The following is a 25,092-nucleotide window of genomic DNA, read 5'->3' as shown; positions in this document are numbered from 1 at the left end:
CTCGGTTCAGTTGGTCTGCTCGGCTCTTCCGGCGGCGTACGCCGGTGCGCCGGGAAGTCGCCGAAGATGTAGGGCGATCTCGTCGACGTGCGGCGGGTCGAGCAGCGACAGATGGTGTCCGGCAACGGGGACGACTTCCAGGCGCGAGCACACCTCGTCCCAGCCCAGCGCCTCGTCGTCCCGTTCGTACGCGGGGTCGCGCACGGTGTGCGGCGCGGGCTCGGTGGCCCGGTACAGGACCACCCGCCCGCCGTAGGTGCCCGGCCGGTGTGCCTCGCCGATCGTCAGGTCCAGATAGGAGGACCGCTGATGCTCCAGCGCCGCCGGGGGCACGTCGACGGCCTCGCGCAGCGCCCGCAGCACGGCGTCGATACGCTCCCCGTCGTCGTCCGTCGCCACGAGTTCGTCGTACGGCAGCTCCAGCCGGGCACCGTAGGTCTCGGCGACATGCCGGGCGAAGCCGGTGAAGTGGTCGCGGATCCGGTCGGCCCGGGTGCGTCCCGGCTGGGGGAGGGGCCGTACGGAGTCGATGAGGACCACCAGGTCGACGTCCCGCCCGGCATCGGTCAGCTGCCGGGCGGTCTCCTGGGCGACGAACCCGCCGAAGGACCAACCGCCCAGCAGACAGGGTCCGTCGGGGTGGGCGGTGGTGATCGCCTCCGCGTAGCGGCGGGCCTTCTCGGTCACCGTGCGCGCCGTTTCCACCCGCTCCAGCCCGTACACCGGCCGGTCGTCCCCGAGCCGTTCGGCCAGCGTCCGGTAGACGTCGGTGGGACCGCCGGCGGCATGCACGAGGAAGAGCGGGGCTCCGGATCCGGCGTCCCGCAGCATCCGCAACGGCGAGCCCTCGCCCACCGCCCGCCGGACCCGCGCGGCCGCCTCCTCGACGGTGGCGGTGCCGAGCAGGTCGCGCAACGGCAGCTCGATACCGAACTCGCGCTCCACGGCCGTACGGATGCGGACGGCCATCAGCGAGTCCAGCCCGAGGTCCGCCCACGCGGCCGCCGGCGTGATCCGGGCCACCGGGTGTCCGGTGACGGCGGCGACGTGGTGGCTGAGCCGGGCGAGCACGGAGGTGGACCCGGTGTGCGGGGCGGCGACCGGCGCATCGGCCGACCCGGTTGCCACGGGCACCTGCGCCGGCCTCTTCCCGGCCACCGGCGCCTGCGCCGCCCCGTTCCCGGCGGCGGCCGGTGCCTCCGCCGACCTGCTCCCGGTGGCGACGGGCGCCTTCGCCGACCAGCCCTCGGCGGCAACGGGTGCCTGCGCCGACCGGTCCCCGGTGAGAGGCGCCGACCCGTCGCGGCCGCGAGCGCCGTCCGTCCACCAGTGCCGCACATGCCGCCAGCGCGGTGCGGGCAGGTCGACGACACGGCCGGGCGGCAGGGGCAGCGGCACTCCGGCGGCGTACAGGGCACCGAGTTGCCGGACGAACCCCGCCGAGCCGTTCGCGTCGCGCCGCAGCGTGCCCACGGTGAGGGCGTCGGGCACGGTGTCGACGACGGCCCCCGTCAACACGGGGTGCGGCGAGATCTCCACGAAGGCGGTGTGGCCGTCGGCGGCGGCCGCCGCCAGCGCCCGGTCCAGCCGCACGGGCCGCCGCAGGTTGGCCGCCCAGTGCGCGGCGTCGAACTCGCTCTCCCCGCGCGGATCGTCCAGCACGGTGGAGTACACCGGCACCCGCGGCCGCCGCCCCCGCAGCCCGGCCAACGCCTCGGTCAGCTCCGGCAGCAACGTGTCCACCTGGGGCGAGTGTCCGGCACCCACCACCCGCATGGCCCGGGCCGCCCGGCCTTCCCGCTCCAACCGCCGGACGAGCCGAGCCACCTCCGCCTCGTCGCCGGTGACGACCTTGTGTCGCGGCGAGGAGTGCACGGCCACATGGACCCCGGGCAACTCGTCGGCCAGCGCCTCCAGTTCACCGTCTTCCAGGTCCACGACCGCCATGGCGCCGCCACTCAGCCGGCTGAGCAGCCGGGCCCGTACGGCGATCACCCGGGCCGCGTCCGGCACGTCCAGGGCGCCCGCGCACACCGCGGCCGCCACCTCGCCCATGGAGTGGCCGATCACGGCGGCGGGTTCGACACCGTAGGAACGCCACAGCTCGGCGAGGGCCACCTGAAGCCCGAACAGGACGGGCTGCGCGACCTCCAGTCGGTCCAGGCCGTCACCGGAGGCCAGCCGGGCGTACAGGGACAGGCCGCATTCCGCGGCCAGTTGGGGATCGAGCTTCTCCACGGCGGCCGCGAACGCCGGTTCCTCCTCCAGCAGCCGCCGGCCCATGCCGGCCCACTGGCTGCCGTACCCGGAGAAGACCCACACCGGCCCGCGCCCGAGGGCACCACGCTTGCTCGTGACGAGCCGCGCATCGGTCCGTCCTGCCGCCAACGCGTCCAGGGCGTCGGCGAGTTCACCCCGGTCGCGGGCGGCGACGGCGGCCCGCAGCGGCCCGCGGCCGGTGCGCCCGGCGAGTGTGCGCGCCACGTCGGCCAGGCGTGCGGCGTGGCCCTCGCCCGTGCGGAGCCAGTCGGCGAGCCGGGAAGCGGTGTCGTGGAGGCGTTCGGTGTCGGCGTCGGAGAGCGGGTACAGGCGGGCCGCGGGCTCCTGGCCGGTGCCGGACAGCAGGGCTCCGGGCCGCCATTCCTCCAGTACGGCATGGGCGTTGGTGCCGCTGAACCCGAAGCCGGAGACGCCGGCGACGGCTGTGCCGCCGTAGCGGGGCCACGGCTCGGGCTCGGTCACCACGCGCAGGCGGGCGTCGCCCAAGGCGCCGGCGGCGCAGTGCAGGGAGGACGGGATGCGGTCGTGGTGGAGGGCGAGGACCGTCTTCACCAGGCCGGCGATGCCCGCGGCGGACTCCAGGTGGCCGAGGTTGCTCTTGACGGAACCGAGCAGCAGGGGCTGGTCGGGGTCGCGGCCGGCGCCGAGGACGGCATCGAGCGCGCCCGCCTCGATCGGGTCGCCGAGGGGGGTGCCGGTGCCGTGCGCCTCGACGTAGTCGACGCGCGCCGGATCGAGCCCGGCCCGGGCGTACGCGCTCCGCAGCACGGCCTGCTGGGCGGCGGGGTTGGGTGCCATCAGGCCGCCCGAGCGGCCGTCGGAGTTGACGGCGGTCGCGCGGATGACCGCCAGCACCCGGTCCCCGTCACGTTCCGCGTCGGACAGCCGCTTCAACAGCACGGCCGCGCACCCCTCACCACGGCCGATCCCGTCGGCCGTCGCCGAGAACGGCTTGCACCGGCCGTCCGGTGCCAGCGCCCCGGCCCGCCGGAACGCGACACCGACGGTGGGGGAGAGCAGCAGGTTGACCCCGGCGGCGATCGCCGTGTCGCTCTCGCCGGTCCGCAGGCTGACGCAGGCCTGGTGCAGGGCGACCAGCGAGGAGGAACAGGCCGTGTCGACGGCCACGCTCGGCCCGTGGGTGTCCAGGACGTACGCCAGGCGTCCCGCGGCCACGCTCAGGGCCGCCCCGGCCGGCGCCCACGGATCGACGGCGGCCGGGTCGGCACCGGTGAGCTGCCCGTACTCCGGGGCGGAGATGCCGACGAAGACGCCGGTGGCGGTACCCGCCAGGGACGCGGCGGGGACGGCGGCGTGGTCGAGCGCCTCGTGGACGACCTCCAGCAGGATCCGCTGCTGAGGATCCATCACCGCCGCCTCACGCGGGGTGATGTGGAAGAAGTCCGCGTCGAACCCCGCGACGTCGTCGAGGTAGCCGCCGTACGGGGACGCGTCGGCGGGCGGAAACGCGGTGAAGTCGCGCCACCGGTCCTCCGGCACCCGTCGGATCGCGTCGACGCCCTCGCACAGCAGCCGCCAGTAGTCGGCCGGCCCGTGCACCCCGCCGGGCAGCCGGCAACCGACCCCGATGACCGCGACGGGCTCACCGGGCGACACCGTGGAAGTCACCGGGAGCGGGGTGACCTCCTCCGCCCAGCCGCACAGACGGGCCACCAGTGCCTCGCCGGTCGGCGTCTCCCACAGGAGGGTGGAGGGCAGTTCGCGACCGAGGGTGTGCGAGAGCTCTCCGGCCAGGGCGACCGCGTCCCGTGAGGACATGCCGAGGTCGGCGAGCGGCCGGTCCATGGGGACGTCCTCGGGTGCCATGTCGTTCCAGGCGGCCACCCGCTCGGCGATCAGCCGGCGCAGCGTCGCCTCGTCGACGGCCGTCATCCCGCGCCTCCCGCCGCCCCGGCGGGCCGCCCGTAGGCGCCCTCCAGGTAGCGCGCCCGCGTGAGCGCCCGCGACACCTTCCCGCTCGACGTACGCGGCACGGTCCCCGGAGCCACGAGCACCACGTCGGCGGGCCGCAGCCCGTGCCGCACGGAGACCGCGGCGCGCACCGCCCGCACCAGAGCCGGCAGGTCGATCGCGTCGAGGCGCGCCGTGCGCGCGTGCTCGGCCACGAGCACGACCCGTTCGCCCTCCGGACCGGGCACGGGGAAGGCGGCGAGCCGGTCGCGGCGCACGGCCGGATGCGCCTCCTGGGCCGTGGCCTCCACGTCCTGCGGATAGTGGTTGCGCCCGTCGACGACGATGAGGTCCTTCAGCCGCCCGGTGACCAGCAACTGCCCGTCCAGCACCGTCCCCAGGTCGCCGGTCCGCAGCCAGCGGCCGCCGGCTCCGGGATCGGCCAGTTGCCCGCCGAAGACGTCCCGGGTCTCCGCGGCCCGGTTGCGGTAGCCGCGGCCGACGTTGGGCCCCTGCACCCGGATCTCACCGACCTCCCCCTCCGGCAGGACGACGCCCGTCGCGGGGTCGGTGATCCGCACCCGCTGGCCCGCCGGGGTGCCGCAGCCGGCCAGCAGCACGGCCCTGGGGTCGTCCGGCCGCGCGGGCAGGGCCTTGCCGGCGGCGAGGGCGTCCCGGTCCAGAGCGAACCGCCGCAGCGGCCGGCCGGGCCGGGCGGCACTGACGAACACCGTCGCCTCGGCAAGCCCGTACGAGGGACAGTGACGGTCCGGCGGCAGGCCCTGCTCGGCGAACGCGGCGTGGAAGCGGTCGACGGTGCCGGGTCGCACCGGCTCGCTCCCGTTGATCAGCGCGGCCACACCGTCCAGCCGCAGATCGGCCTTCTGTTCGGCCGTGACGGTGGCGGCGCAGTAGTCGTAGGCGAAGTTGGGCGCGGCGGTGAGCGCCCGCGGATGCGCGGCCAGCAGCCGCAGCCAGCGCACCGGCTGGTGCAGGAACGCCGCCGGGTCCATGAGCACCGACAGCAGTCCCCGCACGACGGGAGCGGCCACACTCAGCACCAGCCCCATGTCGTGGTACAGCGGCAGCCAGCCGACACAGGTCACCGGGTGCGCGTCGGCACCGTAGGCGGTCAGCGCCTGCCGCGCGTTGGCGACGACATTGCCGTGCGTGATCTCCACGCCCGCCGGCGCCCGCGTCGACCCGGAGGTGTACTGCAGATAGGCGACCGCCTCCGGGTCGACGGCGACCGGCCGAAAGTGCTCGGCGGCGGCGTCGGCGACCTGGTCCGCGCCGACGACGCGCACGGACGCGTCCGCGCAGAACTCCCGTACGGTCTCCACCTCGCGGCTGGTGGTCACCACGACGGTGGGGGACGCGTCGGCCAGCACCCCCGCGAGCCGGTCGGCGTGCCCCGGAAGACCGGGCGGGTACAGCGGTACGGCGACCATCCCGGCCGCCAGCGCCGCCAGGAACCCGGTGACGTACTCGACGCCCTGCGGGCACAGCAGTGCCACGCGCGCTCCTGGTTCGGCCTCCTCGGCGAGCCGGGCGGCGAGCGCCCGTACCCGCAGGTCCAGGCGCCGCCAGGTCAGGGTGCGGTGCACGCCGCGCGAGTGCGGGGCGGGATGGTCGACGAAGGTGAAGGCCCGTCGGTCGGGGGCGGCTTCGGCCCAGTGCCGCACGTACTCCGGCAGGGTCCGGCACGCGGGCGTGAGCGGGGGGCGGCTGTCCATCAGGGGGGTGGCTCCTCACGTCGCGGAAGCGTCTTGCGGGGCGGAGGCGTTGCGCGGTGGAAAGGACCGGGGCTCAGAGCGGGATGTTGCCGTGCCGTCGCTGCGGCATCGGTGCCCGCTTGCCCCGCAGGGTGCGCAGGGCGCGGCAGATGTGGGCGCGGGTCTCGCGCGGCGCGATGACGGCGTCGACGTATCCGCGTTCGGCGGCGAGATAAGGGGTGCCGTACGTGCTCTCGTACGCGGCGACGAGTCGGGCGCGCAGGGCCTCGGGATCGTCGGCGGCGGCCAGTTCACGCCGGTGCAGCACCCCCACCGCCCCCTCCGCGCCCATGACGGCAATCCGCGCGGTGGGCCAGGCGAGGTTGACGTCGGCGCCCAGATGCTTGGAGCCCATCACGGCGTAGCCGCCGCCGTACGCCTTGCGGACGACCACGGTCACCTTGGGAACGGTCGCCTCGGCATAGGCGTACAGCAGCTTGGCGCCCCGCCGGATGATCCCGCCCCGCTCCTGCCGCACACCGGACAGATAGCCCGGGACGTCGGCGAAGGTCAGCAGCGGGATGCCGAACGCGTCGCAGAACCGCACGAAGCGCGCGGCCTTCTCGGAGGCGTCGATGTCGAGCACCCCGGCCGAATGCAGCGGCTGGTTGGCGACGACCCCGACCGAACGGCCCTCGACCCGGGCCAGCGCACAGATGATGTTCGGCGCGAACAGCTCCTGCACATGGAGGAGTTCACCGTCGTCCACGACCGCCCGCAGGATGTCCCGCATGTCGTAGACCTGCCCGAGCCGGTCGGGGACGATCTCGTCGAGCCGGTCGGCGGCGGGCGCGGCTCCGGGCGCGTAATCGGGGGGCCGTTCGAGATTGTTGGCGGGCAGGTACGACAGCAGTTCCCGTACGGTCTCCAAGGCGTCGCCCTCGTCGGCGGCGAGGAAGTGCGCGTTGCCGTTGACGGCGTTGCTGGCACGGGCGCCGCCCAGGTCCTCGGCGGTGGTGCGCTCTCCGGTCACGGCCTCGATGACGTCGGGCCCGGTGACGAACATGTGCGAGGCGCCGTCCACCATCACCGTGAAGTCGGTGATGGCCGGCGAGTAGGCCGCCCCGCCCGCGCACGGCCCCAGCACGACCGAGAGCTGCGGGATCACCCCGGACGCCTGCACGTTGCGGCGTACCAGCTCGGCGTAGAGGGCGAGCGAGGCGACGCCCTCCTGGATGCGGGCGCCGCCGGAGTCGTTGAGCCCGACGACCGGGCAGCCGGTCTTCAGGGCCAGGTCCATCAGGGCGACGGTCTTCTCCCCGAAGGCCTCGCCCATGCTGCCGCCGAAGACGGTGGAGTCCTGGGCGAACACACACACCGGACGGCCGTCGACCGTGCCGTGCCCGGTGACGACCCCGTCACCGTACGGCCGGCGCCCCGCGCCCTCGGTGGAACGGGCCCGGACGAACTGTCCCGTCTCGGTGAAGGACCCTGCGTCGAGCAGTCGTTCGATCCGCTCCCGGGCCCCGAACTCCCCGCGTCTTCTCGGACCGCCCGGTGCCACCGCCGCCGCTCGGCGGCGTTCCAGGTCGGCGACACGGTCGACGGTTCGGTCGGTCGAGCACCCCGTCTCCGCTGCCTCGGGTGTCGTCACCTCTGTCGTCACAGCCACCTCCGAAGTCGCCTTCGAATATGGCAGCGACCGCGGGGAGGACCGGGCAGATCGGTGGTGCGTTTGCCTGAGGTGAGTGCGGAGCGACGCCGCTTAGTCCCGGAGTGACAAGTGGCCCCTCACGTTCCCCCAAAACAGCGCCGCCGCGGTGCTGGATCGCCGGGAAAGCCGGCGAGGCCGCCACTCGGCGCGGGAGTGGCGACCTCGGCCGCTATCGCGTCCGGCACGGGTCAGGCCGGGTTCCCGGCGACCCTGTTGCGGCGCGCCATGTACAGACCGCCGCCCGCGACCGCCAGGACGGCCAGCCCACCGGCGGTCACACCCGGCGAGGCAAGCGCGCCGCCTCCGGTGTGCATCCCTCCGCGGGGCTTGTCGTGGCCGCCCTTGGAGTGGCCGCCGCCGTAGGAGTCCTTGTAGGTCTCCGGGTCGTGCTTGGGGTCCCGTGCCGTGCCCCACTGCTCGTCGTCCGCCACGGTCAGCGCGCCGCCACCGGTGTGCATGCCACCGCGCGGCGCGTCGTGCCTGCCGTCCTTGCCGTGCTCCTTGCCGTACGAAGAGCTTTCATGACTGCCCGAGGACTTCTGGCCCCAGTCGCCCTCGGCCGCGTGGGCGCCGGGGGCGGCGATCCCGACGACCGCCGCGGCCGCCGCCGCGGCCAGGAGCATGCGTGTAGAGCGCATCTGCATTCCTTCCGCCTCGGCCGGGACAGCTGCCACTTCGTCAGCCGACGTGACCCGACCTCGACGTGATCCACCGTCAGCCAGCTCCCGGGATCCCACCACTGGAGAGGCGCACTCGGGCGAACGGCGCGGTCACCCTGACCGATGCCGGTCTCACGTGAGAGTCACCTCCCAGGTGTCGACGGCGTAGTGCACGCCCATCCCGTTGCGCTCGTACAACTCGGGCGCCCCCGTGGCGTTGGCGGTGTCCACGCCGAGTCCCACGGCATCCCGTCCCCGCCCGGCGAAGGCGGCGAACGCGTGCCGCAGCAGGAACCCGCCCAGCCCTCGCCCCCGGGCCTCGCGCGACACACCGACACTGCGGATCCACCCCATGGCCTCGCGGTCGTCACGGGCGATCAGGAACCCCACGTCCCCGAGGTCGTCGGTGCTGAGGACCCACACCAGCGACCAGTCGAGCCGCTCGCCGTCGACGTCGTGCAGCCACTGTCCGTACGCGCGCGGCCGGAAGTCGAAGTGCTCGGCGAACGAGGCCTGGTACAGCTCGTGCACGCGCACCCGGTCCGCCTCGGCCTCGCAGGACCGCACCCGCACTCCGGCGGGCGCCGTCGGCGGTGGCACCTCGCCGGGACCGAGGGCCCGCCGCAGCACGTGGTACCGCCGTACGACCGTCCACCCCCGCGCGCGCAGCAGCCCGGTGTCCAGCGTGGGCGCCACGTTGAGATGCAGGTGCACCACGGCCCGCTCGGCACCGTTGGCACGCGCCTTTTCCAGTGCCCTGGCCTCCATCGCCGCCAGGATCCGCTCCCCGGCCGGCTGGTGATCGGGCAGCACGTAGTGGTCGGCGTCGATGCGTTCGCCGTTCGACTCGTCCCACAGCAGCCCGTACGCCACCAGCCGCTCCCCGTCGAAGGCCAGCCAGGAGTCGCGCCCCAGATCGGTCTCCGGATGCGTGAGATCGGCTTCGACCGTGTGCAGATCGGTCTCGCCCCGGCCGATCTCGATCAGGTCGACGGCGTTCAGCAGATCGGTGATGACCGGGGCGTCGGCGAGTGAGGCGGGGCGCGGCAAGGAGGACATGGGGTCAGGGTCCGGGGGAGGGAGGGCTGCCGCAACGGATTTCCGGGCCGGCACGCCACTGCGCCTGGTGCCGCGAGAAGGGTTGGCGTCGTCGGGCGGTGCGTCGCACCCCCGGCGTGCGGGGCGCGCGGACCGTGAAGCCCGCGCGCCGGGTGTGGTGGGTCAGGCGATGTGGTGGACGAGCTGGCTCGTCAGTTCGTAGCGGGCGCCGACGACGGCCAGCTGACCGGTGCTCACCTTCGCGGCGAGATCCGGTTCGGCGGCGAGCCGGGTGCGGACGGCCCGGATGTTGGCGTCGATGGTGGAGTCGACGCGGGCGTCGCCGTCCTTGGTGCGGTCGATGTTCGGTGCTATCTGGTCGGCCAGATACTGGATGTGGGCGGGCAGCTCCTCGCCGGAGGTGTCCGCCTGGACGGCCGCCTTCACGGCGCCGCACGACTGATGACCCAGCACCACGACCAGCGGGATCCCGAGTTCGAGGACACCGAAAGCGACGCTGCCGAGCACTGCCTCGTCCAGGACCTCCCCCGCGGTGCGCACGGTGAGCAGATCACCGAGGCCCTGGTCGAAGACGAGCTCCGGCGGTACCCGGGAGTCGACGCAGCCGAGGATGACGGCGAAGGGCTGCTGTCCCGACGTCAGACTCTGCCGGACGGTGGGGGTTTCGTCCGGGTGCCTCTCCCGGTAGGTGCGCCAGCGCAGGTTGCCCGCCGCCAGTTCCCGCAGGGCTTCTGCGGGAGTGCCGGGACGACGGCTCGTGCCGCGGCTCGCGGCGGAGGCGGGGGCGGAGGCGGAGGCGGGGGCCGCGCCCAGGGTGACGCCGGTCCCGAGGGCCGCGGCCCCCGTGAGCCCGGCGCGCAGGAAGCCGCGGCGGGCGGGACGTGAGGCGGCGAACCGCGCGCGGACGGAGGTGGCCTGCTGCGGGCCAGTGGGTCTGAGGGGGGTGTCTTCGGTCTTCACGGAGAGGAACGTATGTCCGAGTCGGAGATTGATCCTTCGCGTTACCCAACCATGGTCTGACCGGGGAAAGTCATCGGCGGATGTTGGCCTGCTCTTGGGGATACCCAGCGCTTACCTTGACCAGCCGGGCGGCCGGTGAGCGGGAGGGATGTCTCCCGTGTGCCGCGCGCGAACTCGGGCAGCAGCTCTGACGTGCGCCGGGCGATCGGCGCGGTACAGGTGATGTCGGGAGAAAGGCGGCAGCGTGGTCGAGTCGACGCCCGAGGGGCAGTCCAATCCGCCGAGCAGGGGGAACATCCCGAAATCAGTCGCCAATCTGCCCCGGCAGGTCCGGGAGGAGCTGACCCGACGGCTCCGCCGGAACAAGGGAGCCTTCCGTGAGGAGGACGTCCAGGTCGTCGAACCGCCCCTGCTGAGGCGCGCGGTCGGTGCCTCCGCGCTCGGCAACTGCATGGAGTGGTTCGACTTCGGCGTCTACAGCTACCTCGCCGCCACCATCGGCAAGGTCTTCTTCCCGGGCGCCTCGCCGGCCGCCCAGGTGGTCTCGTCCTTCGCGACCTTCGCCGCGGCGTTCGTCGTCCGGCCCCTCGGCGGCCTCGTCTTCGGACCGCTGGGCGACCGGATCGGCAGGCAGAAGGTGCTCGCCACCACCATGATCATGATGGCGGCCGGTACCTTCGCCATCGGGCTGATCCCCAGTTACGACACCATCGGCATCGCCGCCCCGGTGCTCCTCCTGCTCGCCCGCATGGTCCAGGGCTTCTCCACCGGCGGCGAGTACGGCGGCGCCACCACCTTCGTCGCCGAGTACTCCCCGGACCGCCGCCGCGGCTTCCTCTCCAGCTGGCTCGACTTCGGCACCTTCACCGGCTACGCCCTCGGCTCCGCCCTGGTCACGGTGCTGAACCTGCTGCTCAGCGATGCCGAGATGGTCTCCTGGGGCTGGCGCCTGCCGTTCCTCATCGCCGGGCCGCTCGGCGTCATCGGCCTCTACATGCGGCTCAAGCTGGAGGAGTCCCCGGCGTTCCAGCAGCAGTTGGACGAACACGAGAAGAACCTCGCCCAGGAGTCGGCGGGCAGCGAGCTGCGCACCATCGTCAGGGACCACTGGCGGCCACTGCTGATCTGCATGGGCCTCGTGCTGCTCTACAACGTGACCAACTACATGGTCACCGGGTTCCTGCCCACCTATCAGACGGAGACGCTGCACCGCTCCAGCGGTTCCGCCGACGTCCTGGTGCTGATCGGCATGGTGTGGATCGTGCTGCTGATCACCTTCCTCGGGCGGTTCAGCGACCGAGTGGGCCGACGGCCCGTCTACGCGGTCGCGGCCGCCGCGATGATCGTCCTCGCCGTCCCGTCCTTCCTGCTCATCAAGGCGGACGGAACCTGGGCGCCGATCCTCGGCGTACTGATCCTCTCCACCCTGCTGGCCTGCTTCGCCGCGCCGAGCGCCGCCACCCTGCCCGCCCTGTTCCCGACCGCCGTCCGTTACGCGGCCATGGGCATCGGCTTCAACTTCGCCGTCGCCGCCTTCGGCGGAACCACGCCCTTGGTGACCGAGGCGCTGGTCAGCGTCACGGGCGATGACCTCGTGCCCGCCTACTACCTGATGCTGGCCGGTGTCATCGGCCTGGTGACGGTGAGGTTCCTGCCCGAGAGCGCCCAGGTCCCGCTCAACGGCTCACAGCCGATGGTCGGTTCGCGGGAGGAGCAGCGGGAACTGATCAGCACCTCCACGGACCTGTACCGCGTCGAACGCCGGCACACCGGGGTCCGCTGACGACGTGGTGGGGCCGGGGCCGGTCAGGGCGGGCCGAGTCGTGCGCTAATGGAGACAAACCTGACGTGAGAGAAGGTGGGAACCTCTTCCGGGCGGCGCCCTTTTCACAGGCCGATCAGAACTGGGGTTTCGAGACGTTTGGACCGAGAAGTCGTACAAGTGTGGGCCGACTCGCGGTCGCCCCATTCCCTTCCGTTTCTTTGCAGGCGGATGGCGAATGTGTGGAGTTTTCGTTCGCTGACCATGCCGAGGCGGTGCGCAGGTTGTGCGATACGTCTCCGAAAAGCTCCCACGCCAGATGCGGGCTTGCGACAACTTCTTTTGTGCAGTACTCAGGTGAATCATGAATTTGTTCAGCCGTGGCACCTCGTTCCGCCGCCCGGAGTCCGCTGCCGCTTCCCAGCCCGCCACCGCGTCACAGGCTGCCGCCTCCGCAGTTCTTCCGGATCCCGCTCTGGCGCCTCTCACCGGGGAATGGGTCATCGACCCCGCGCACAGCAGGATCGGTTTCTCCGTCCGGCATGCCATGGTGACCACGGTGCGCGGCGCCTTCACGGAATACCAGAGCCGCCTGTACTTCGACGGCCGTGACCCGGCCCGCTCGCAGGCCGAAATCATCCTGAACACCGCCAGCGTCGACACGGGTGTGGAACAACGGGACGCCCACCTGGTCGGTCGCGACTTCCTGGACGCCAGAAATTACCCGCGCATGCGATTCACCAGCACCGCCGTGCGACTCGCGGGCCCCGACGTCTACCGCATGACCGGCGACCTCACCATCAAGAACAGGACCCGCCCCGTCGTCCTGGAACTCACCTACATAGGCCACGTCACCGACCCCTTCGGATACGAGCGCGCCGGATTCGACGGCACCACCACCGTCAACCGCTCCGAATGGGGTCTGACGTACAGCACCAAACTGGCCGAAGGCGGCGCGATGGTGAGCGAGAAGGTGCGGCTCCAGTTCGACATCGCCGCGATCCGTACGCCGCCCGCCGGCTGACGGAACCGAATCTCCGTCCGGTCACCAGCGCAGGGGCAGGCCGGCGAGGTGGTCGTCGAGCAGACCGGAGAGGATCCGGTGGTCGTTGAGCGAGGGATGCCAGTCGCAGCCGAGGAAGTCCAGGCCGGGATCGTCGTAGTACCAGTGGCGGACCCGGTTGTCGCCGCGCCGGTTGCGCTCCTGGACGATGCGCCGGGTGGCCTCGGCGAACGCGGTGGTGTTGTGGAGGCGGGTGGCGCTGACCACGACGAAGGTCCTGGGGCCGTACCGGGCGCGCAGCTTGTCGAGGAAGCCGTGGTAGGCGGCTTCGTAAGCGGCGACCAGATCATCCTCCGTGGTCCAGCGCTCGCCGGGATGGAGGGGCGTGGAGAAGTCGTTGATACCCAGACCGACCACGACGACCTGCGGTCGCCAGGTGCCCGGATTCGACCAGACATCACCGTCGACGTTCAGCAGGGCCCGGTCGTAGTACGTGCGGAAGTCGGCCTCGGGGCTGCTGCCGTTGTAGTTGCGGACCATGCCGCGGCCGGAGAAGGCGTTGAGCTGGTAGTCGGCGTTCAGGTTTCGGGCGGTGAGGGCGCCGAAGGCGAGGTCGGCGTCACTGTTCCGGTTCACTCCGCCGTTGCTCGAACAGTCGCGGGTGCCGGAGACATTGCCGTAGCCGGCGGTGAAGGAGTCACCGATGAACTCGATCTGTCTGCTCCGCGCCCGGGGTTTCGGGAGGATCGCGCCTCCGGAGGCGGCCACGAACCCACCGAACCGGCCTGCGGCCCACGGGCTTTCGGTGCGCTTGACGAGCCGCACCGTGTGCTCTGTGTCGGGGAGGCCGTCGGCCCAGGAGACGGTCCGGCCCGGGGTCACCAGCGTGCCGTGGGGGGTTCCGTCGATCTGCACGTCGTAGTCGTTGTCCAAGTCGTCGAGGACGATGCCGACACCGGTACCGCGGAACCGGCCCTCGAAGTAGATGCCGGGCCAGGTGTACTGCACGAAGCCGTCGGCGGCGCCCTTGACCCGGCCCGCCGTGTGGTACCGGGTCCGCGCGCCGGATGCCCGCGCGGGGGCGGCGACGGCGGTGACGACGCCCGCGACGGCGGCCGTGACCAGCGTCCTCCGGGATAAGCGACCAGGCGTGTGCATGGGGCCTCCTTGGCCAAGTCGAGAGGATCCGCGCTGCGTGGGAGCGCTCCCAAATCCGGGTGTTATCGAAGGTGACCGTCACACAGGCACCCGTCAACCCCTCGCGAAGACATCTTCACCGTCCCGGGCGCGCAGCCCTCGGCCCGGCGGACGGCGGCCCCCGTGAGATCGTTGGCCCGCCGGCCGAGGAGACACCGGCCCGCCCGGTCGCGCGACACCGGTGCCACGGATGTCGGGCTGCCGAGGCGGTCGGCCGTAACGACCATGGAGGGAGAGCCAGGGCGGGCCCGTAAGCAGGCAGGGAGACCGATGACACCGTGCACGCGGACACGGGAACCCCACGGCCCGTCCGACGCATCATGAACGCGACCCGAACGACGAGCGAGGCCGGGCCGGACGGCTCCGCCAGACACGAGGGGGCGGCGCGAGCGCTCGCCCGGCTCGCCCTGCTGTGCGTTGCCGGTGCCATCGCGGCCGTGGTGGCCGGCGCCGGCCAGTGGTTGATCCTGCTGGTCGGCCTGGCCGGACTCGCCCTGGCCGGCGCCGGCGTGTGGTGGGCCCTCGCGCACCGGGGAGTGGCGCGCCTGCTCGGTGCCCTGCTGGCCCTGGCCGCGCCCCTGGGCGTCCTGGTCCTGTACGCCGTATCAGGCCTGTGGGTGGTGGCGGTGGCGGCGCTCGGCTCGTGGGTGGCGGCGCTGGCCTGCGCCAGGAGCGCGCTGCGCCGTCTGCGCACACCGCACGGCATGCGCTCCCGTTCGGTCCGGCCGCCCAAACGACCGGTGCTGATCATGAACCCGCGGTCCGGGGGCGGGAAGGTCGGCCGGCACGGGCTGGTGGAGCGGGCCGAGGCGCTGGGCGCCCGGGTCATCCTGCTCGACCTCGACGCCGACCCGGATCCGGTGGCTCTGGCCCGACGGGCCGTGGCCGAGGGCGCGGACCTGCTCGGCGTGGCGAGCGGTGACGGTACGCAGGCCCTGGTGGCGGGGGTGGCGGCCGAGCACGGTCTGCCGTTCGTGGTCCTGGCCGCCGGGACCCGCAACCACTTCGCCATGGACCTGGGCCTGGACCGCGAGGATCCGGCCGGCGGCCTGTACGCCCTTACGGACGGCGTGGAACTCGCCGTCGACCTGGGCGACGTGGCCGGGCGGCCGTTCGTCAACACGGTCTCGTTCGGGGCGTACGCGGAGATCGTGCAGAGCCCCGACTACCGGGACGCCAAGGCGGCCACCGCGCTCGACCAGCTGCCGGACCTGCTGGTCGGCGACGCCGGCACCACCCTGGAAGTCCAGGCCGACGACGCCCGTCTGCACGCCCCGCAGACCCTGCTGGTGAGCAACAACCCCTACGGACGGGCCGATCCCCTCGGCGGCGGACGAAGACCACGGCTCGACGGGGGCACGCTGGGCGTGATCGCGATCCGGGTGGACAGCGCCGCGCAGGCCGCCGAGCTGGCGCTGCGCGGTGAACGGGCCAGCAGCATCACGGCGCTGACGTCGCGTCGCGTGGTCGTCGAGGCGGACGAGGACCTCATCCCCGTGGCCGTCGACGGCGAAGCGCTCACGCTGCGCCCTCCCGTGGTGTGCACGGTGCGACCCGGCGCACTGCGAGTGCGCGTGCCCAGACAGCGTCCCGGCGCCGCGTACGTCGCCCCGTCCGTCGACTGGCGGCGCGTGGTCCGTCTCGCGCTCGGCCACACCCCCCTCCCCTCCCACAAGAACCAGGAGCAGAGCGATGCTTGACCGCCCGCTGCCGGAACATCGGGCCCAGCGAGGTCTGATGCGTGATCTCGCCGCCCTCGACCAGGCGCTCTACGAGGCCGTGACGGTCACCCAGACGCCCACGCTCGACTCCGCGCTGCGGCGGCTGTCCGCGGCGGCGGACCACTCCAAGATCTCCTTCGTGGTCGCCGGGTTGCTCGCGCTGCGTCCCGGCCGGTCGCGCCGCGCCGCCGCCCTCGGCCTCGCCGCCATCGGCGTCGCCTCGACGAGTGCCAACCTGCTCGGCAAGCGCCTGGTCCGTCGGCCACGACCCCACCGCGCCGAGGACTCGCCGTTTCCCGGAAGGCACGTGCCCATGCCGGAGTCCGCGTCCTTCCCCTCGGGGCACACGGCCTCGGCCGTCGCCTTCGCCGCGGCCGTCGGACCGGCGTTCCCGGCCGCCACGGTTCCCCTCGGCCTGCTGGCCTGCGCGGTGGGCTACTCACGGATCCACACCGGCGTGCACTACCCGGGCGACGTCGTCGCCGGCGCCGTACTGGGAACCGGGGCGGCGGCCGCGGTCCTCGCCGCCGCCCGCTGGGACGACTGAACGGGCACGGGTGCGCGCCGCCGTGCCGCTGGGCGGCTCGCTCGGCGGGCCCGATGGTGAGGGAGTGTGCGCGCCCTTCGCGTGGCGGCACGGATGGCACGTGTGGGGGAGCGCAACCTCCGGGCGGCTCGGGAACCTTCCTCTTCGGGGGTTGCCATGCGGACTGAGCCCGGATCGCTTACGCAGCCGACGCGGCGGGCCGGAGCCGGACCTGTCCTGGCCGGCCACGGCCGTGCCCCGTCGACGACGCGGACGGGGCCGGGCCATCGTCTCCGCCGTCACGTCAGCCGTGAGGTTCCGGGCCGCGTCGCGCGGTACGCCGTCCGTGCACGTCGGCGTACCGCTTCCCGAACCGCGGCAGCCGCCCTGGACGCGGGCCGGCCATGTCCTGCCATGCCGGCACCCGCCTGTCACACCCGCTGCCCGCGCGCCGATGCCGACCGGCGGCCCTAGCCCTGCGTGACGTCCTTGAGGAACACCAGGCCGTCGCTGTGCATCAGGTGGGCCGGGTCGAGCGGGGCGTAGCCGAACCAGGGGGATACGCGGGGCGCGGGCGGCGTGTCGCCGAGGGCGGTGTCCAGCCCCTGGGCGTCGATGAGGTAGCGGTCCTCCGGGAGCGCGTACAGGAGTCCCTCGACGGTGTCCGGCGGCGGCGCGTCCACTCCCCGGTGCCTGATCGTGCCGAGGGCGGTGGCCACGAAGGCGTACCCCTCGCCGAGGCGGGCGCTCACCAGCGCGCCGGCACTCCACCACTCCAGCGGCATCCCGCCCATGCGCATCGAGCTCTTCTCCCGTTGGAGATGGCTGTTGTGGGCGTGGACCAGGGCCGGGCCGCGTTCGGCGAGGGCGAGGAGGTTGTGGGCCATCATCTGGTCCCGCACACTCACCAGCCGGGTCATGCGGGCCGGTGAGGTGTCGGCCATCGAGTGGTGGTAGCGCAGCAGACCGGTGGCGGTACGTCCGTACAGACGCGCCCGGTCCCAGTCGTCCCGCGAGGTCGCCGTGATCAGGTGCGGAGTCTGCGCGTCGAGCAGCGCCACCAAGTCGTCGGCGAGCAGCCGTAGTTCCCCGGCCTCGGCCGACCGCCCCACGGACTCGGCCGGGTTCATCATGGCGGCGGGATTCGTCCACCGGTCGTCGGCGCCGAGCAGGCGGTCGAGCCTTTCCGCGGAGTGGGGGAGCAGGTCCGCGTCCACGTGGGCCGCGAGGTAGTCGTGGAGCGCGGTGAGGGCCTGTCGGGGGCTCGCGGCGGCGGTCATCTCCAGCGGGCCGTCGACACCGGCGAAGCGGAGCCGCTCGGACGCGGGCCGGCCGTCGTTGAACGCCCGTGTCCACCGCACGAGTTCGCGGTTGGCCGCGGACGCCCCCCACCCGTGGCTGAATCCGCGCTCCATGGCCTCGTCGAGGGTGCCCTTGCCCGAGGTGACGTAGTCGTCCACGACCAGGCCCCTCACGCAGTCGCTCTCGATCGCGATCGTCCGGTAGCCCTCCTGCTCGACGAGTTGCCGGAAGAGGCCGTTGCGCAGGTGGAGGAGCGTGTCCTCGCCGTGGGTGGGCTCTCCCAGGGCGAGCAGCCGCGGCCGGGCCGGGAGCAGCTTCATGACGGCGGCGGCCTCGACGGCATGGGCGGTGTCCCTGATGTCAGTAGGCATGACCTCAACCGTATCGTTGAACCTTCGGTGGAAACTTTCCCGCGATATCCTCGCCACCGTGGGACGAAACCTTCAAAGCGACGGACAGCTCAGGCCGATCGATCTGGCGCGCGGGCATGGCCTGTCCACGCAGGCGATCAGGAACTACGAGGACGCCGGCATCCTTCCGGTCGCCGACCGGACCCCCCACGGCTACCGCACTTACACGCGGCTGCACGTGCGGGCCCTGAGTGCGTTCCTCGCCCTGGTGCCCGGCCACAGCCACCAGACGGCGACGTCGATCATGCGGGCCGTGAACCAGGGCGCGCTCGACGAGGCGTTCCGCCTCATCGACGGCAGCCACGCCCAGCTGCTCGACGACCGGCGGACCCTCCAGGCCGTCGAGAGCGCCCTGCGTGACCTGGCGTCCACCGCGGCGTCCGACTCCGACACCGTGTCCGAGCCCGGCACCGTCTCCGAGCCGGCCGTGGTGTCCGGGCCCGGCGGCCTGTTCATCGGTCCGCTGGCAAGGCAGCTCGGCATCCGGTCGGCGACGCTGCGCAAGTGGGAGCGGGCCGGGCTGGTGTGCCCGCGCCGCGACCGGCTGACCGGGTACCGCGTCTACGACGAGGCCGACGTACGGGACGCCCGGCTGGCCCACCAACTCCGGCGGGGAGGGTACCTGTTGGAGCAGATCGCGCCGCTGATCGCCCAGGTGCGTGCGGCCGGCGGGCTGGAACCGCTGGAGGCCGCGCTGCGCGACTGGCACGGCCGGCTGTCCGCCCGCGCGCGGGCGATGCTGGCCGGGGCCGCCGAGTTGGAGGCGTACCTCCGCGAGCGCGGCTGACCCTTCGGACGCCGGACGAGAAGACCAAGCGGCACCAACGGGTCCGTTTCGTACGTGAAACGCGACCGCCTTTCAGGTCAACTGTCCCGGACCCTTGACTCGGAAACCGGGAGTCGCGATCCTCGTCGCATATCTTGCGCCGGTCATGACAATCCAGCCTTCGGTTCCCCGGACGGTCTGGCTCCTCGACCGCGCCATCCCGCAGACCGAGGGACGTGGGTAGTGACCATGGCTCGACGCCCGTACCGCCAACGCAAAGACGTCACCGTCGTGTCGCTGCTCCTCCTCGTGCTGGCCATAGCCCTTGGCCCCACGCCGAGTTCGGCTGCCGGAACCGACTGGTGGGTCCCGACCGCACGACCCGCGCCGGACTCCCAGATCAACGTCACCGGCGAGCCGTTCACGGGCACCAACGCCCAGGGCGAGGTGCGCGGATTCGTCGACGCGCACAACCACCTGATGTCGAACGAGGCCTTCGGCGGCCGGCTCATCTGCGGCAAGACGTTCTCCGCGGCCGGCATCGCGGACGCGCTCAAGGACTGCCCCGAGCACTACCCCGACGGAACCCTCGCGCTCTTCGACTACATCACCCACGGCGGAGACGGCAAGCACGACCCGGTCGGCTGGCCGACCTTCAAGGACTGGCCGGCCTACGACTCGATGACCCACCAGGCGAACTACTACGCCTGGGTGGAGCGCGCCTGGCGCGGCGGACAGCGGGTACTCGTCAACGACCTCGTCACCAACGGCATGATCTGCTCCATCTACCCGTTCAAGGACCGCAGTTGTGACGAGATGACCTCGATCCGCCTCCAGGCGAAGCTGACGTACGACCTGCAGGCCTACATCGACAAGATGTACGGCGGCACCGGCAAGGGCTGGTTCCGGATCGTGCTCGACAGCGCGCAGGCGCGTGAGGTCATCAAGCAGGGCAAGCTGGCGGTCGTCCTGGGCGTCGAGACGTCCGAGCCGTTCGGCTGCAAGCAGATCCTGGACATCGGGCAGTGCAGCAAGGCCGACATCGACGCCGGACTGGACGAGCTGTACGGGCTCGGCGTGCGCAGCATGTTCCTGTGCCACAAGTTCGACAACGCGCTGTGCGGGGTCCGCTTCGACGAGGACGGCCTCGGAACGGCCATCAACGTCGGCCAGTTCCTGTCGACCGGCACCTTCTGGAAGACGGAGAAGTGCACCGGCCCCCAGCACGACAACCCCATCGGGGGAGCCGCGGCGCCCGAGGCCGAGGCGGACCTCCCGGCGGGCACGAAGGTCCCCTCGTACGCCGCGGACGCCCAGTGCAACGTCCGCGGGCTCACCGACCTGGGCGAATACGCGGTACGCGGCATGATGAAACGCAAGATGATGCTCGAGATCGACCACATGAGCGTCAAGGCCACCGGTCAGGCGCTCGACATCTTCGAGGCCGCGAACTACCCCGGCGTGCTGTCCTCGCACAGCTGGATGGATCTCAACTGGACCGAGCGGGTCTACTCCCTCGGCGGCTTCGTCGCCCAGTACATGCACGGCTCCCAGGCGTTCGGCGAGGAGGCCGAGCGCACCGAGGCGCTGCGGGACAAGTACGACGTCGGCTACGGCTACGGCACCGACTTCAACGGCATCGGCGACCATCCCGCCCCGCGCGGAGCCGACGCCGCGAACAAGGTCACCTACCCCTTCAAGAGCGTCGACGGCGGCTCGCTGATCGACAAACAGACCGTCGGCACGCGCACCTTCGACTACAACACCGACGGCGCCGCCGACGTCGGCCTGATCCCCGACTGGATCGAGGACATCCGGCTCGTCGCCGGGCAGGACGTGGTGGACGACCTCTTCCGGGGCGCCGAGTCCTACCTCGGCACCTGGGGCGCGTCCGAGCAGCACCAGGCCGGGGTCAACCTCGCCAAGGGTGCCCGCACCACGGCAAGTTCCGCGGAGTCCAACCCGTTCACGAGCTATGCGCCCGGCCAGGCGGTGGACGGCAACGCGGACACCCGTTGGGCGAGTGACTGGAGCGACGACCAGTGGCTGCGGATCGACCTGGGCGCCACGAACCGGGTCGGACGGGTCACCCTCGACTGGGAGCGCGCGTACGGCAAGTCGTACCGCATCGAGCTGTCCACCGACGGCGTGAGCTGGCAGACCGCCTGGTCCACGACCTCCGGCGACGGCGGCCTGGACACGGCACGCTTCGCCGGCACCCCGGCCCGCTACGTCCGTGTCCTGGGTCTCGACCGCGGCACCGACTGGGGATACTCACTCCAAGAGGTGGGCGTCCACAGCAGCTGACGCCCCACCGGTCACCAGCACCAGGACAGGACGCGCACATGGCTCGGATGCCGTTGGCCGAACGGCGCCGACAGCTGACGGAGGCGGCGATCAAGGCGATGGCCCGGGACGGCGTCGCGAAAACGACGACCCGGTCCATCGCCGCCGAGGCGGACGTGTCCCTGAGCGTCTTCCACTACTGCTTCGACTCCAAGCAGACCCTGATCGAGTCCGTCATCACCACCATCACCGACCACTACGTGATCCTGGTGAAGGAGGCCCTGCGGCCCAGGGCCACGCTGGAGGAGACCGTCCGGGCCGGCTTCGAGGCGTACTGGGACCATGTCCGCGCCCACCCCGACGAGCACATGCTCACCTACGAACTCACGCAGTACGCCCTGCGCCAGCCGGAGTTCGCGCATCTGGCGCGACGCCAGTACGAGCTTTACGCCGAGGCGTACACCGAACTCATCGACCAACTGCGCCGGGACATGGACCTGCGACTGCGCGTGCCCGTTCCCGTACTGGCCCGCTACCTGGCCGCCATGACCGACGGCCTGACCCTCAACTACCTGGTGCTCGGCGACGCGACCACCTGGACCGACATCCTCGACACGGTCACCGCCCACATCGCCGGCCTGGTCCAGGACGCTCCGTAGTCGGGGACCGACGGCTACCGGTGCAGTGCCTCGCGGGCGGCGGGGCGGGCGGGCAGGGGCCCGCGGTTCGGGCGAGGTCAGGCGCCCTCGGAGTTCAGTCGATGATCGCGGTGGCTTCGACCTCGACCAGATGGTCGGGTACGTCCAGTGCCGCGACGCCCAGCAGCGTGGCCGGCGGTACGGGGGCGACTCCCAGTTGCGCGGCCGCCCGAGCGATCCCTTCCAGGAGCAGGGGCATCTTGTCGGGGGTCCAGTCGACGACATAGACGGTCAGTTTCGCCACGTCGTCGAAGGAAGCGCCGGCCTCGGCCAGGGCGGTGCCGATGTTGAGGTAGCACCGCTCGACCTGAGCGGCGAGGTCACCTTCGCCGACCGTGGTCCCCTCGGCATCCCAGGCGACCTGCCCGGCGATGAAGACCAGCTTCGACCCGGTCGCGATCGACATCTGCCGGTAGGCGTCGATCTTCGGCAATCCGGTGGGGTTCACCAGGGTGATGGTCATGTCGGCTGCCTCCTCGTCACGAGAGCGCACAGGCTCCCTTCCACCGAACCAAGAAGTCCTTGGTTTCTTGTGGTTACTCAGAAACCGTAGGAGAGTGAGCGCTGACATGGAAGAACGCACTTTTCAGTGACTGGGGAACCTGATGGTGACCAAGCAGTTCAGCGGCTCGCCCGAGGAAGCGGACCTGACGCGTGCGGACTCTCTGGCACGCGAGATCTTCTCGGACGTCGCCAACAAGTGGGCGCTTTTGATCATCGACGTTCTGGGCGAGGACACCCTGCGCTTCGGGGAGGTGCGCAACGGGATCGAGGGCATCAGCCACAAGATGCTCACCCAGAACCTGCGCATGCTGGAGCGCTACGGCCTGGTGGATCGGAAGGTGCACCCCACCGTGCCGCCGCGCGTGGAGTACACCCTCACCGAGCCGGGCCGAGCCCTGCGCGAGACGGTCCACAGGATGTGCGACTGGACCCATCGGTACCTGGGCCACATCGAGGCCTCCCGCGATCGCTTCGACGCCTGACGCCGAGCCCTGGAGCGCCCGCTCGGTCCGCTACCGACTCAGTTCGAGCGAGAGGTGCCCGGACAGCGCGCGCAGGACGTCGGGCGCGTCGAAGATCTCGCCCGCGGAGACCACCCCGACGGCCCTGGTCCGCCCCGTGAGGATGCGGTGGACCGCTTCCACCGCGAGCGGCGCGCTGACCGCGTAGATGTCCTGGCCCCTGGCCACGGCCCGCCGTTCCACGCCGCCCGAGCGTACGACGACGTCGACGAGGAAGGTCTGTGAGGAGCGCCCCCGCTCGTCGGCCGCGGTCGGCGTCGGGGTGTCCGGTGCCGACAGGTCCCTGGCCGCCTCGCTCGTCATGTAGGTGCGCACCTCGGGGATGGAGAGGTGGCGGGGAATGGTGACGACGTCGGCCATCGTGAACTCGCCGATCACCGTCCGGGTGCCCAACGGCTCGGGAAACGACCACTTCGTCAGTGGCGGGGCGTCATCGCGGTACTCCAGCCGCCCGTTCGTGTAGACGACGCGTCGGCCGTTCCGCCGCTGTCCGGAGACCTTGCCCGCGGCGCGGGTGCCGGCCGTGGGGAGCCAACTGTTCAGTCCGTACGCGATGTGCGCCTCGTCGGCCGCCGTCCAGTCGCCCATCGCCGCGGTGGCCAAGAGGTCGCCCAGGCCGCCGAAGAAGGCCATCGCGGGGACGATCACCGCTCCCGCGGCACGGGCACGGTCCGTGAAGTGCGCGAACGTGTCGACGTTGGCCTCGATCTCGGCCGCCACGTCCACATACGGGATCCCGGCGCGCAGTGCCGCCTCGATCACGGGGGCGGCGGTCGTGGCGAAGGGCCCGGCAGCGTTGATCACGGCCGCCGCACCGTCCAGCGCGTGGTCGAGCGAGGCCGCGTCGTCGACCGACGCCGGCCGGACGTCGAGCCCGGGTTCGGACGCCGCGAGTGCCCGCAGCTTGTCCGCGTCGCGGCCGGAGAGAACCGGGACGAACCCGCGGGCCCGCAGCTCCGCCACCACGAACCGCCCGGTGTGCCCGTACGCGCCGAACACCGCCACCTTGCGTCCCGACTCCATCACTTCTTCTCCCCGCGTTCGAATGATCAGCTACGGACATCCTGCCGAGGGCGACCGCCCCATCGTGAGTGTCCGGAACGCCATGGTGCGTACAATTACGGACATGAGTACTGTCGCGCTGGCCGTCACCGACGGGATGCTGCACTTCGAACTGGCCGTCGCCTCCGAGGTGTTCGGCCCTGCCCCGGCCGGCGTCACCGGCCCCTGGTACGACCTGGCCGTCTGCGGGTCGGACGCCGTGCGGGTCGGCCGGTTCCGGCTGGAGCCCGACCATGGTCTCGACCGGCTCCGACGCGCCGACACCGTGATCGTCCCCGGCTGGGCGGACGTCGACGAGGACCCGCCCGCCGACCTGGTCGACGCGGTGCGAGCGGCCCACGAGGCGGGCGCGCGTGTGGCCTCCCTGTGCACGGGCGCGTTCGTGCTGGCCGCGGCAGGCCTTCTCGACGGCAGACGGGCGACCACGCACTGGGCGCACACCGAGGCCCTGGCCGACCGCTACCCCCGCGTGGCGGTCGACCCGGACGTGCTCTACGTGGACAACGGCACCGTGCTCACCTCCGCCGGCAAGGCCGCCGCGCTGGACCTGTGCCTGCACCTCGTCCGCCTCGACCACGGCTCGTCGGTCGCCAACGCCGTCGCCCGCCGCCTGGTCGTGCCGCCGCACCGGGCCGGCGGCCAGGCGCAGTTCGTCGCCGCCCCGATGCCCACCCGGCACGACCACCCGCTCTCGGCGCTGTTCCCCTGGGTGATCGAACGCCTTGACCACCCGCTGACCGTGGCGGACCTGGCACGCCAGGCACGGATGAGCTCACGCCACCTGGGCCGGCACTTCAGGGCGGCGACCGGCACCACTCCGCTGCAGTGGATGCTGACGCAACGAATCCGCCGTGCACAGGAGTTGCTGGAGACCACCGACGACAGTGTCGACGCCATCGCGACAGCGACCGGCATGGGCACCGCCACGACGCTGCGCCGCCACTTCCACCGCACCGTCGGCGTGCCCCCCGACACCTACCGGCGCACCTTCCGCGACACCAACGGCTCCGAGCCGGCGTACGCGTGAGGCGTCCTC

General features: G+C 72.1%; 19 protein-coding genes. 9 read left to right on the top strand and 10 right to left on the bottom strand.

The features are described 5' to 3' along the window. Positions 1–6: 6 nt before the first annotated feature. From ACWBNA_RS18555 to ACWBNA_RS18530, 6 genes are all read right to left on the bottom strand, one after another. Positions 7–4,173: an acyltransferase domain-containing protein gene (locus ACWBNA_RS18555; protein WP_482705480.1), complete on the bottom strand. Its 4,167-nt coding sequence runs from the start codon at positions 4,171–4,173 to the stop codon at positions 7–9. After that, positions 4,170–5,927 (bottom strand): fatty acyl-AMP ligase, encoded by a 1,758-nt coding sequence (locus tag ACWBNA_RS18550; protein WP_482705479.1) that lies wholly within the window; start codon positions 5,925–5,927, stop codon positions 4,170–4,172. The genes ACWBNA_RS18555 and ACWBNA_RS18550 overlap by 4 nt, the downstream gene beginning before the upstream one ends. 73 nt (positions 5,928–6,000) lie before the next feature. After that, positions 6,001–7,572 (bottom strand): acyl-CoA carboxylase subunit beta, encoded by a 1,572-nt coding sequence (locus ACWBNA_RS18545; protein ID WP_482705512.1) that lies wholly within the window; start codon positions 7,570–7,572, stop codon positions 6,001–6,003. Positions 7,573–7,808: 236 nt separating this feature from the next. Then, positions 7,809–8,258 (bottom strand): hypothetical protein, encoded by a 450-nt coding sequence (locus ACWBNA_RS18540; RefSeq protein ID WP_482705478.1) that lies wholly within the window; start codon positions 8,256–8,258, stop codon positions 7,809–7,811. 153 nt (positions 8,259–8,411) lie between these two features. After that, positions 8,412–9,338, bottom strand: coding sequence for a GNAT family N-acetyltransferase (locus ACWBNA_RS18535; RefSeq protein ID WP_482705477.1), 927 nt, complete (start codon positions 9,336–9,338; stop codon positions 8,412–8,414). Between the two features lie 162 nt (positions 9,339–9,500). Next, positions 9,501–10,298: a carbonic anhydrase gene (locus ACWBNA_RS18530; protein ID WP_482705476.1), complete on the bottom strand. Its 798-nt coding sequence runs from the start codon at positions 10,296–10,298 to the stop codon at positions 9,501–9,503. A gap of 244 nt (positions 10,299–10,542) precedes the next feature. Here ACWBNA_RS18530 and ACWBNA_RS18525 point away from each other — a divergent pair, with 244 nt between their 5' ends. Next, the gene (locus ACWBNA_RS18525) at positions 10,543–12,081 is read left to right on the top strand and encodes an MFS transporter (protein WP_482705475.1); all 1,539 of its coding nucleotides are present in this window, start codon (positions 10,543–10,545) and stop codon (positions 12,079–12,081) included. 343 nt (positions 12,082–12,424) lie between these two features. Continuing rightward, entirely contained in the window at positions 12,425–13,084 is a 660-nt protein-coding gene (locus tag ACWBNA_RS18520) for a YceI family protein (RefSeq protein WP_482705474.1), read from the top strand. 21 nt (positions 13,085–13,105) lie between these two features. Here the strand turns inward: ACWBNA_RS18520 and ACWBNA_RS18515 are convergent, their stop codons facing one another. Further along, positions 13,106–14,221 (bottom strand): SGNH/GDSL hydrolase family protein, encoded by a 1,116-nt coding sequence (locus tag ACWBNA_RS18515; RefSeq protein WP_482705473.1) that lies wholly within the window; start codon positions 14,219–14,221, stop codon positions 13,106–13,108. Positions 14,222–14,580: 359 nt separating this feature from the next. Between ACWBNA_RS18515 and ACWBNA_RS18510 the strand changes: the two genes are divergently transcribed. Both ACWBNA_RS18510 and ACWBNA_RS18505 read left to right on the top strand, forming a co-directional pair. After that, complete coding sequence (locus ACWBNA_RS18510; protein ID WP_482705472.1) at positions 14,581–15,960, top strand: diacylglycerol/lipid kinase family protein; 1,380 nt, start codon at positions 14,581–14,583, stop codon at positions 15,958–15,960. Beyond that, a complete protein-coding gene (locus ACWBNA_RS18505) occupies positions 15,953–16,528 on the top strand; it encodes a phosphatase PAP2 family protein (protein ID WP_482705471.1) in 576 nt (191 codons plus the stop codon). The genes ACWBNA_RS18510 and ACWBNA_RS18505 overlap by 8 nt, the downstream gene beginning before the upstream one ends. A gap of 449 nt (positions 16,529–16,977) precedes the next feature. Here the strand turns inward: ACWBNA_RS18505 and ACWBNA_RS18500 are convergent, their stop codons facing one another. Beyond that, entirely contained in the window at positions 16,978–18,180 is a 1,203-nt protein-coding gene (locus ACWBNA_RS18500; protein WP_482705470.1) for an erythromycin esterase family protein, read from the bottom strand. A gap of 58 nt (positions 18,181–18,238) precedes the next feature. Between ACWBNA_RS18500 and ACWBNA_RS18495 the strand changes: the two genes are divergently transcribed. The 3 genes from ACWBNA_RS18495 (at position 18,239) to ACWBNA_RS18485 (ending at position 21,930) form a co-directional block, all read left to right on the top strand. After that, on the top strand, positions 18,239–19,006 hold the full coding sequence (locus ACWBNA_RS18495; RefSeq protein ID WP_482705469.1) for a TioE family transcriptional regulator: 768 nt from the start codon (positions 18,239–18,241) through the stop codon (positions 19,004–19,006). A gap of 228 nt (positions 19,007–19,234) precedes the next feature. Continuing rightward, complete coding sequence (locus ACWBNA_RS18490; protein WP_482705468.1) at positions 19,235–21,292, top strand: galactose-binding domain-containing protein; 2,058 nt, start codon at positions 19,235–19,237, stop codon at positions 21,290–21,292. Positions 21,293–21,330: 38 nt separating this feature from the next. Then, positions 21,331–21,930 (top strand): TetR/AcrR family transcriptional regulator, encoded by a 600-nt coding sequence (locus ACWBNA_RS18485; RefSeq protein WP_482705467.1) that lies wholly within the window; start codon positions 21,331–21,333, stop codon positions 21,928–21,930. 94 nt (positions 21,931–22,024) lie between these two features. Here the strand turns inward: ACWBNA_RS18485 and ACWBNA_RS18480 are convergent, their stop codons facing one another. After that, a complete protein-coding gene (locus ACWBNA_RS18480) occupies positions 22,025–22,432 on the bottom strand; it encodes a RidA family protein (protein WP_482705466.1) in 408 nt (135 codons plus the stop codon). 142 nt (positions 22,433–22,574) lie between these two features. On the opposite strand from ACWBNA_RS18480, the gene ACWBNA_RS18475 reads away from it, so the two are divergent. Then, positions 22,575–22,955 (top strand): winged helix-turn-helix transcriptional regulator, encoded by a 381-nt coding sequence (locus ACWBNA_RS18475; protein WP_482705465.1) that lies wholly within the window; start codon positions 22,575–22,577, stop codon positions 22,953–22,955. 30 nt (positions 22,956–22,985) lie between these two features. Here ACWBNA_RS18475 and ACWBNA_RS18470 read toward each other — a convergent pair whose 3' ends face one another. Further along, positions 22,986–24,017 (bottom strand): saccharopine dehydrogenase family protein, encoded by a 1,032-nt coding sequence (locus ACWBNA_RS18470; RefSeq protein ID WP_482705464.1) that lies wholly within the window; start codon positions 24,015–24,017, stop codon positions 22,986–22,988. 103 nt (positions 24,018–24,120) lie between these two features. Between ACWBNA_RS18470 and ACWBNA_RS18465 the strand changes: the two genes are divergently transcribed. Beyond that, complete coding sequence (locus tag ACWBNA_RS18465; RefSeq protein ID WP_482705463.1) at positions 24,121–25,083, top strand: helix-turn-helix domain-containing protein; 963 nt, start codon at positions 24,121–24,123, stop codon at positions 25,081–25,083. Positions 25,084–25,092: the final 9 nt, after the last annotated feature.

The organism is Streptomyces sp. Q2, from assembly GCF_056820935.1.
The sequence above is the reverse complement of the archived record's forward strand: the minus strand, read 5'-3'. Positions and strand labels throughout refer to the sequence as shown.

What these genes read in the sequence shown, in the direction of transcription:
- ACWBNA_RS18555 (WP_482705480.1), bottom strand. Translation starts at nt 4,173, where the DNA reads ATGACGGCCGTCGACGAGGCGACGCTGCGCCGGCTGATCGCCGAGCGG.
- ACWBNA_RS18550 (WP_482705479.1), bottom strand. Translation starts at nt 5,927, where the DNA reads ATGGACAGCCGCCCCCCGCTCACGCCCGCGTGCCGGACCCTGCCGGAG.
- ACWBNA_RS18540 (WP_482705478.1), bottom strand. Translation starts at nt 8,258, where the DNA reads ATGCGCTCTACACGCATGCTCCTGGCCGCGGCGGCGGCCGCGGCGGTC.
- ACWBNA_RS18535 (WP_482705477.1), bottom strand. Translation starts at nt 9,338, where the DNA reads ATGTCCTCCTTGCCGCGCCCCGCCTCACTCGCCGACGCCCCGGTCATC.
- ACWBNA_RS18520 (WP_482705474.1), top strand. Translation starts at nt 12,425, where the DNA reads ATGAATTTGTTCAGCCGTGGCACCTCGTTCCGCCGCCCGGAGTCCGCT.
- ACWBNA_RS18515 (WP_482705473.1), bottom strand. Translation starts at nt 14,221, where the DNA reads ATGCACACGCCTGGTCGCTTATCCCGGAGGACGCTGGTCACGGCCGCC.
- ACWBNA_RS18510 (WP_482705472.1), top strand. Translation starts at nt 14,581, where the DNA reads ATGAACGCGACCCGAACGACGAGCGAGGCCGGGCCGGACGGCTCCGCC.
- ACWBNA_RS18505 (WP_482705471.1), top strand. Translation starts at nt 15,953, where the DNA reads ATGCTTGACCGCCCGCTGCCGGAACATCGGGCCCAGCGAGGTCTGATG.
- ACWBNA_RS18500 (WP_482705470.1), bottom strand. Translation starts at nt 18,180, where the DNA reads ATGCCTACTGACATCAGGGACACCGCCCATGCCGTCGAGGCCGCCGCC.
- ACWBNA_RS18490 (WP_482705468.1), top strand. Translation starts at nt 19,235, where the DNA reads ATGGCTCGACGCCCGTACCGCCAACGCAAAGACGTCACCGTCGTGTCG.
- ACWBNA_RS18485 (WP_482705467.1), top strand. Translation starts at nt 21,331, where the DNA reads ATGGCTCGGATGCCGTTGGCCGAACGGCGCCGACAGCTGACGGAGGCG.
- ACWBNA_RS18480 (WP_482705466.1), bottom strand. Translation starts at nt 22,432, where the DNA reads ATGACCATCACCCTGGTGAACCCCACCGGATTGCCGAAGATCGACGCC.
- ACWBNA_RS18475 (WP_482705465.1), top strand. Translation starts at nt 22,575, where the DNA reads ATGGTGACCAAGCAGTTCAGCGGCTCGCCCGAGGAAGCGGACCTGACG.
- ACWBNA_RS18470 (WP_482705464.1), bottom strand. Translation starts at nt 24,017, where the DNA reads ATGGAGTCGGGACGCAAGGTGGCGGTGTTCGGCGCGTACGGGCACACC.
- ACWBNA_RS18465 (WP_482705463.1), top strand. Translation starts at nt 24,121, where the DNA reads ATGAGTACTGTCGCGCTGGCCGTCACCGACGGGATGCTGCACTTCGAA.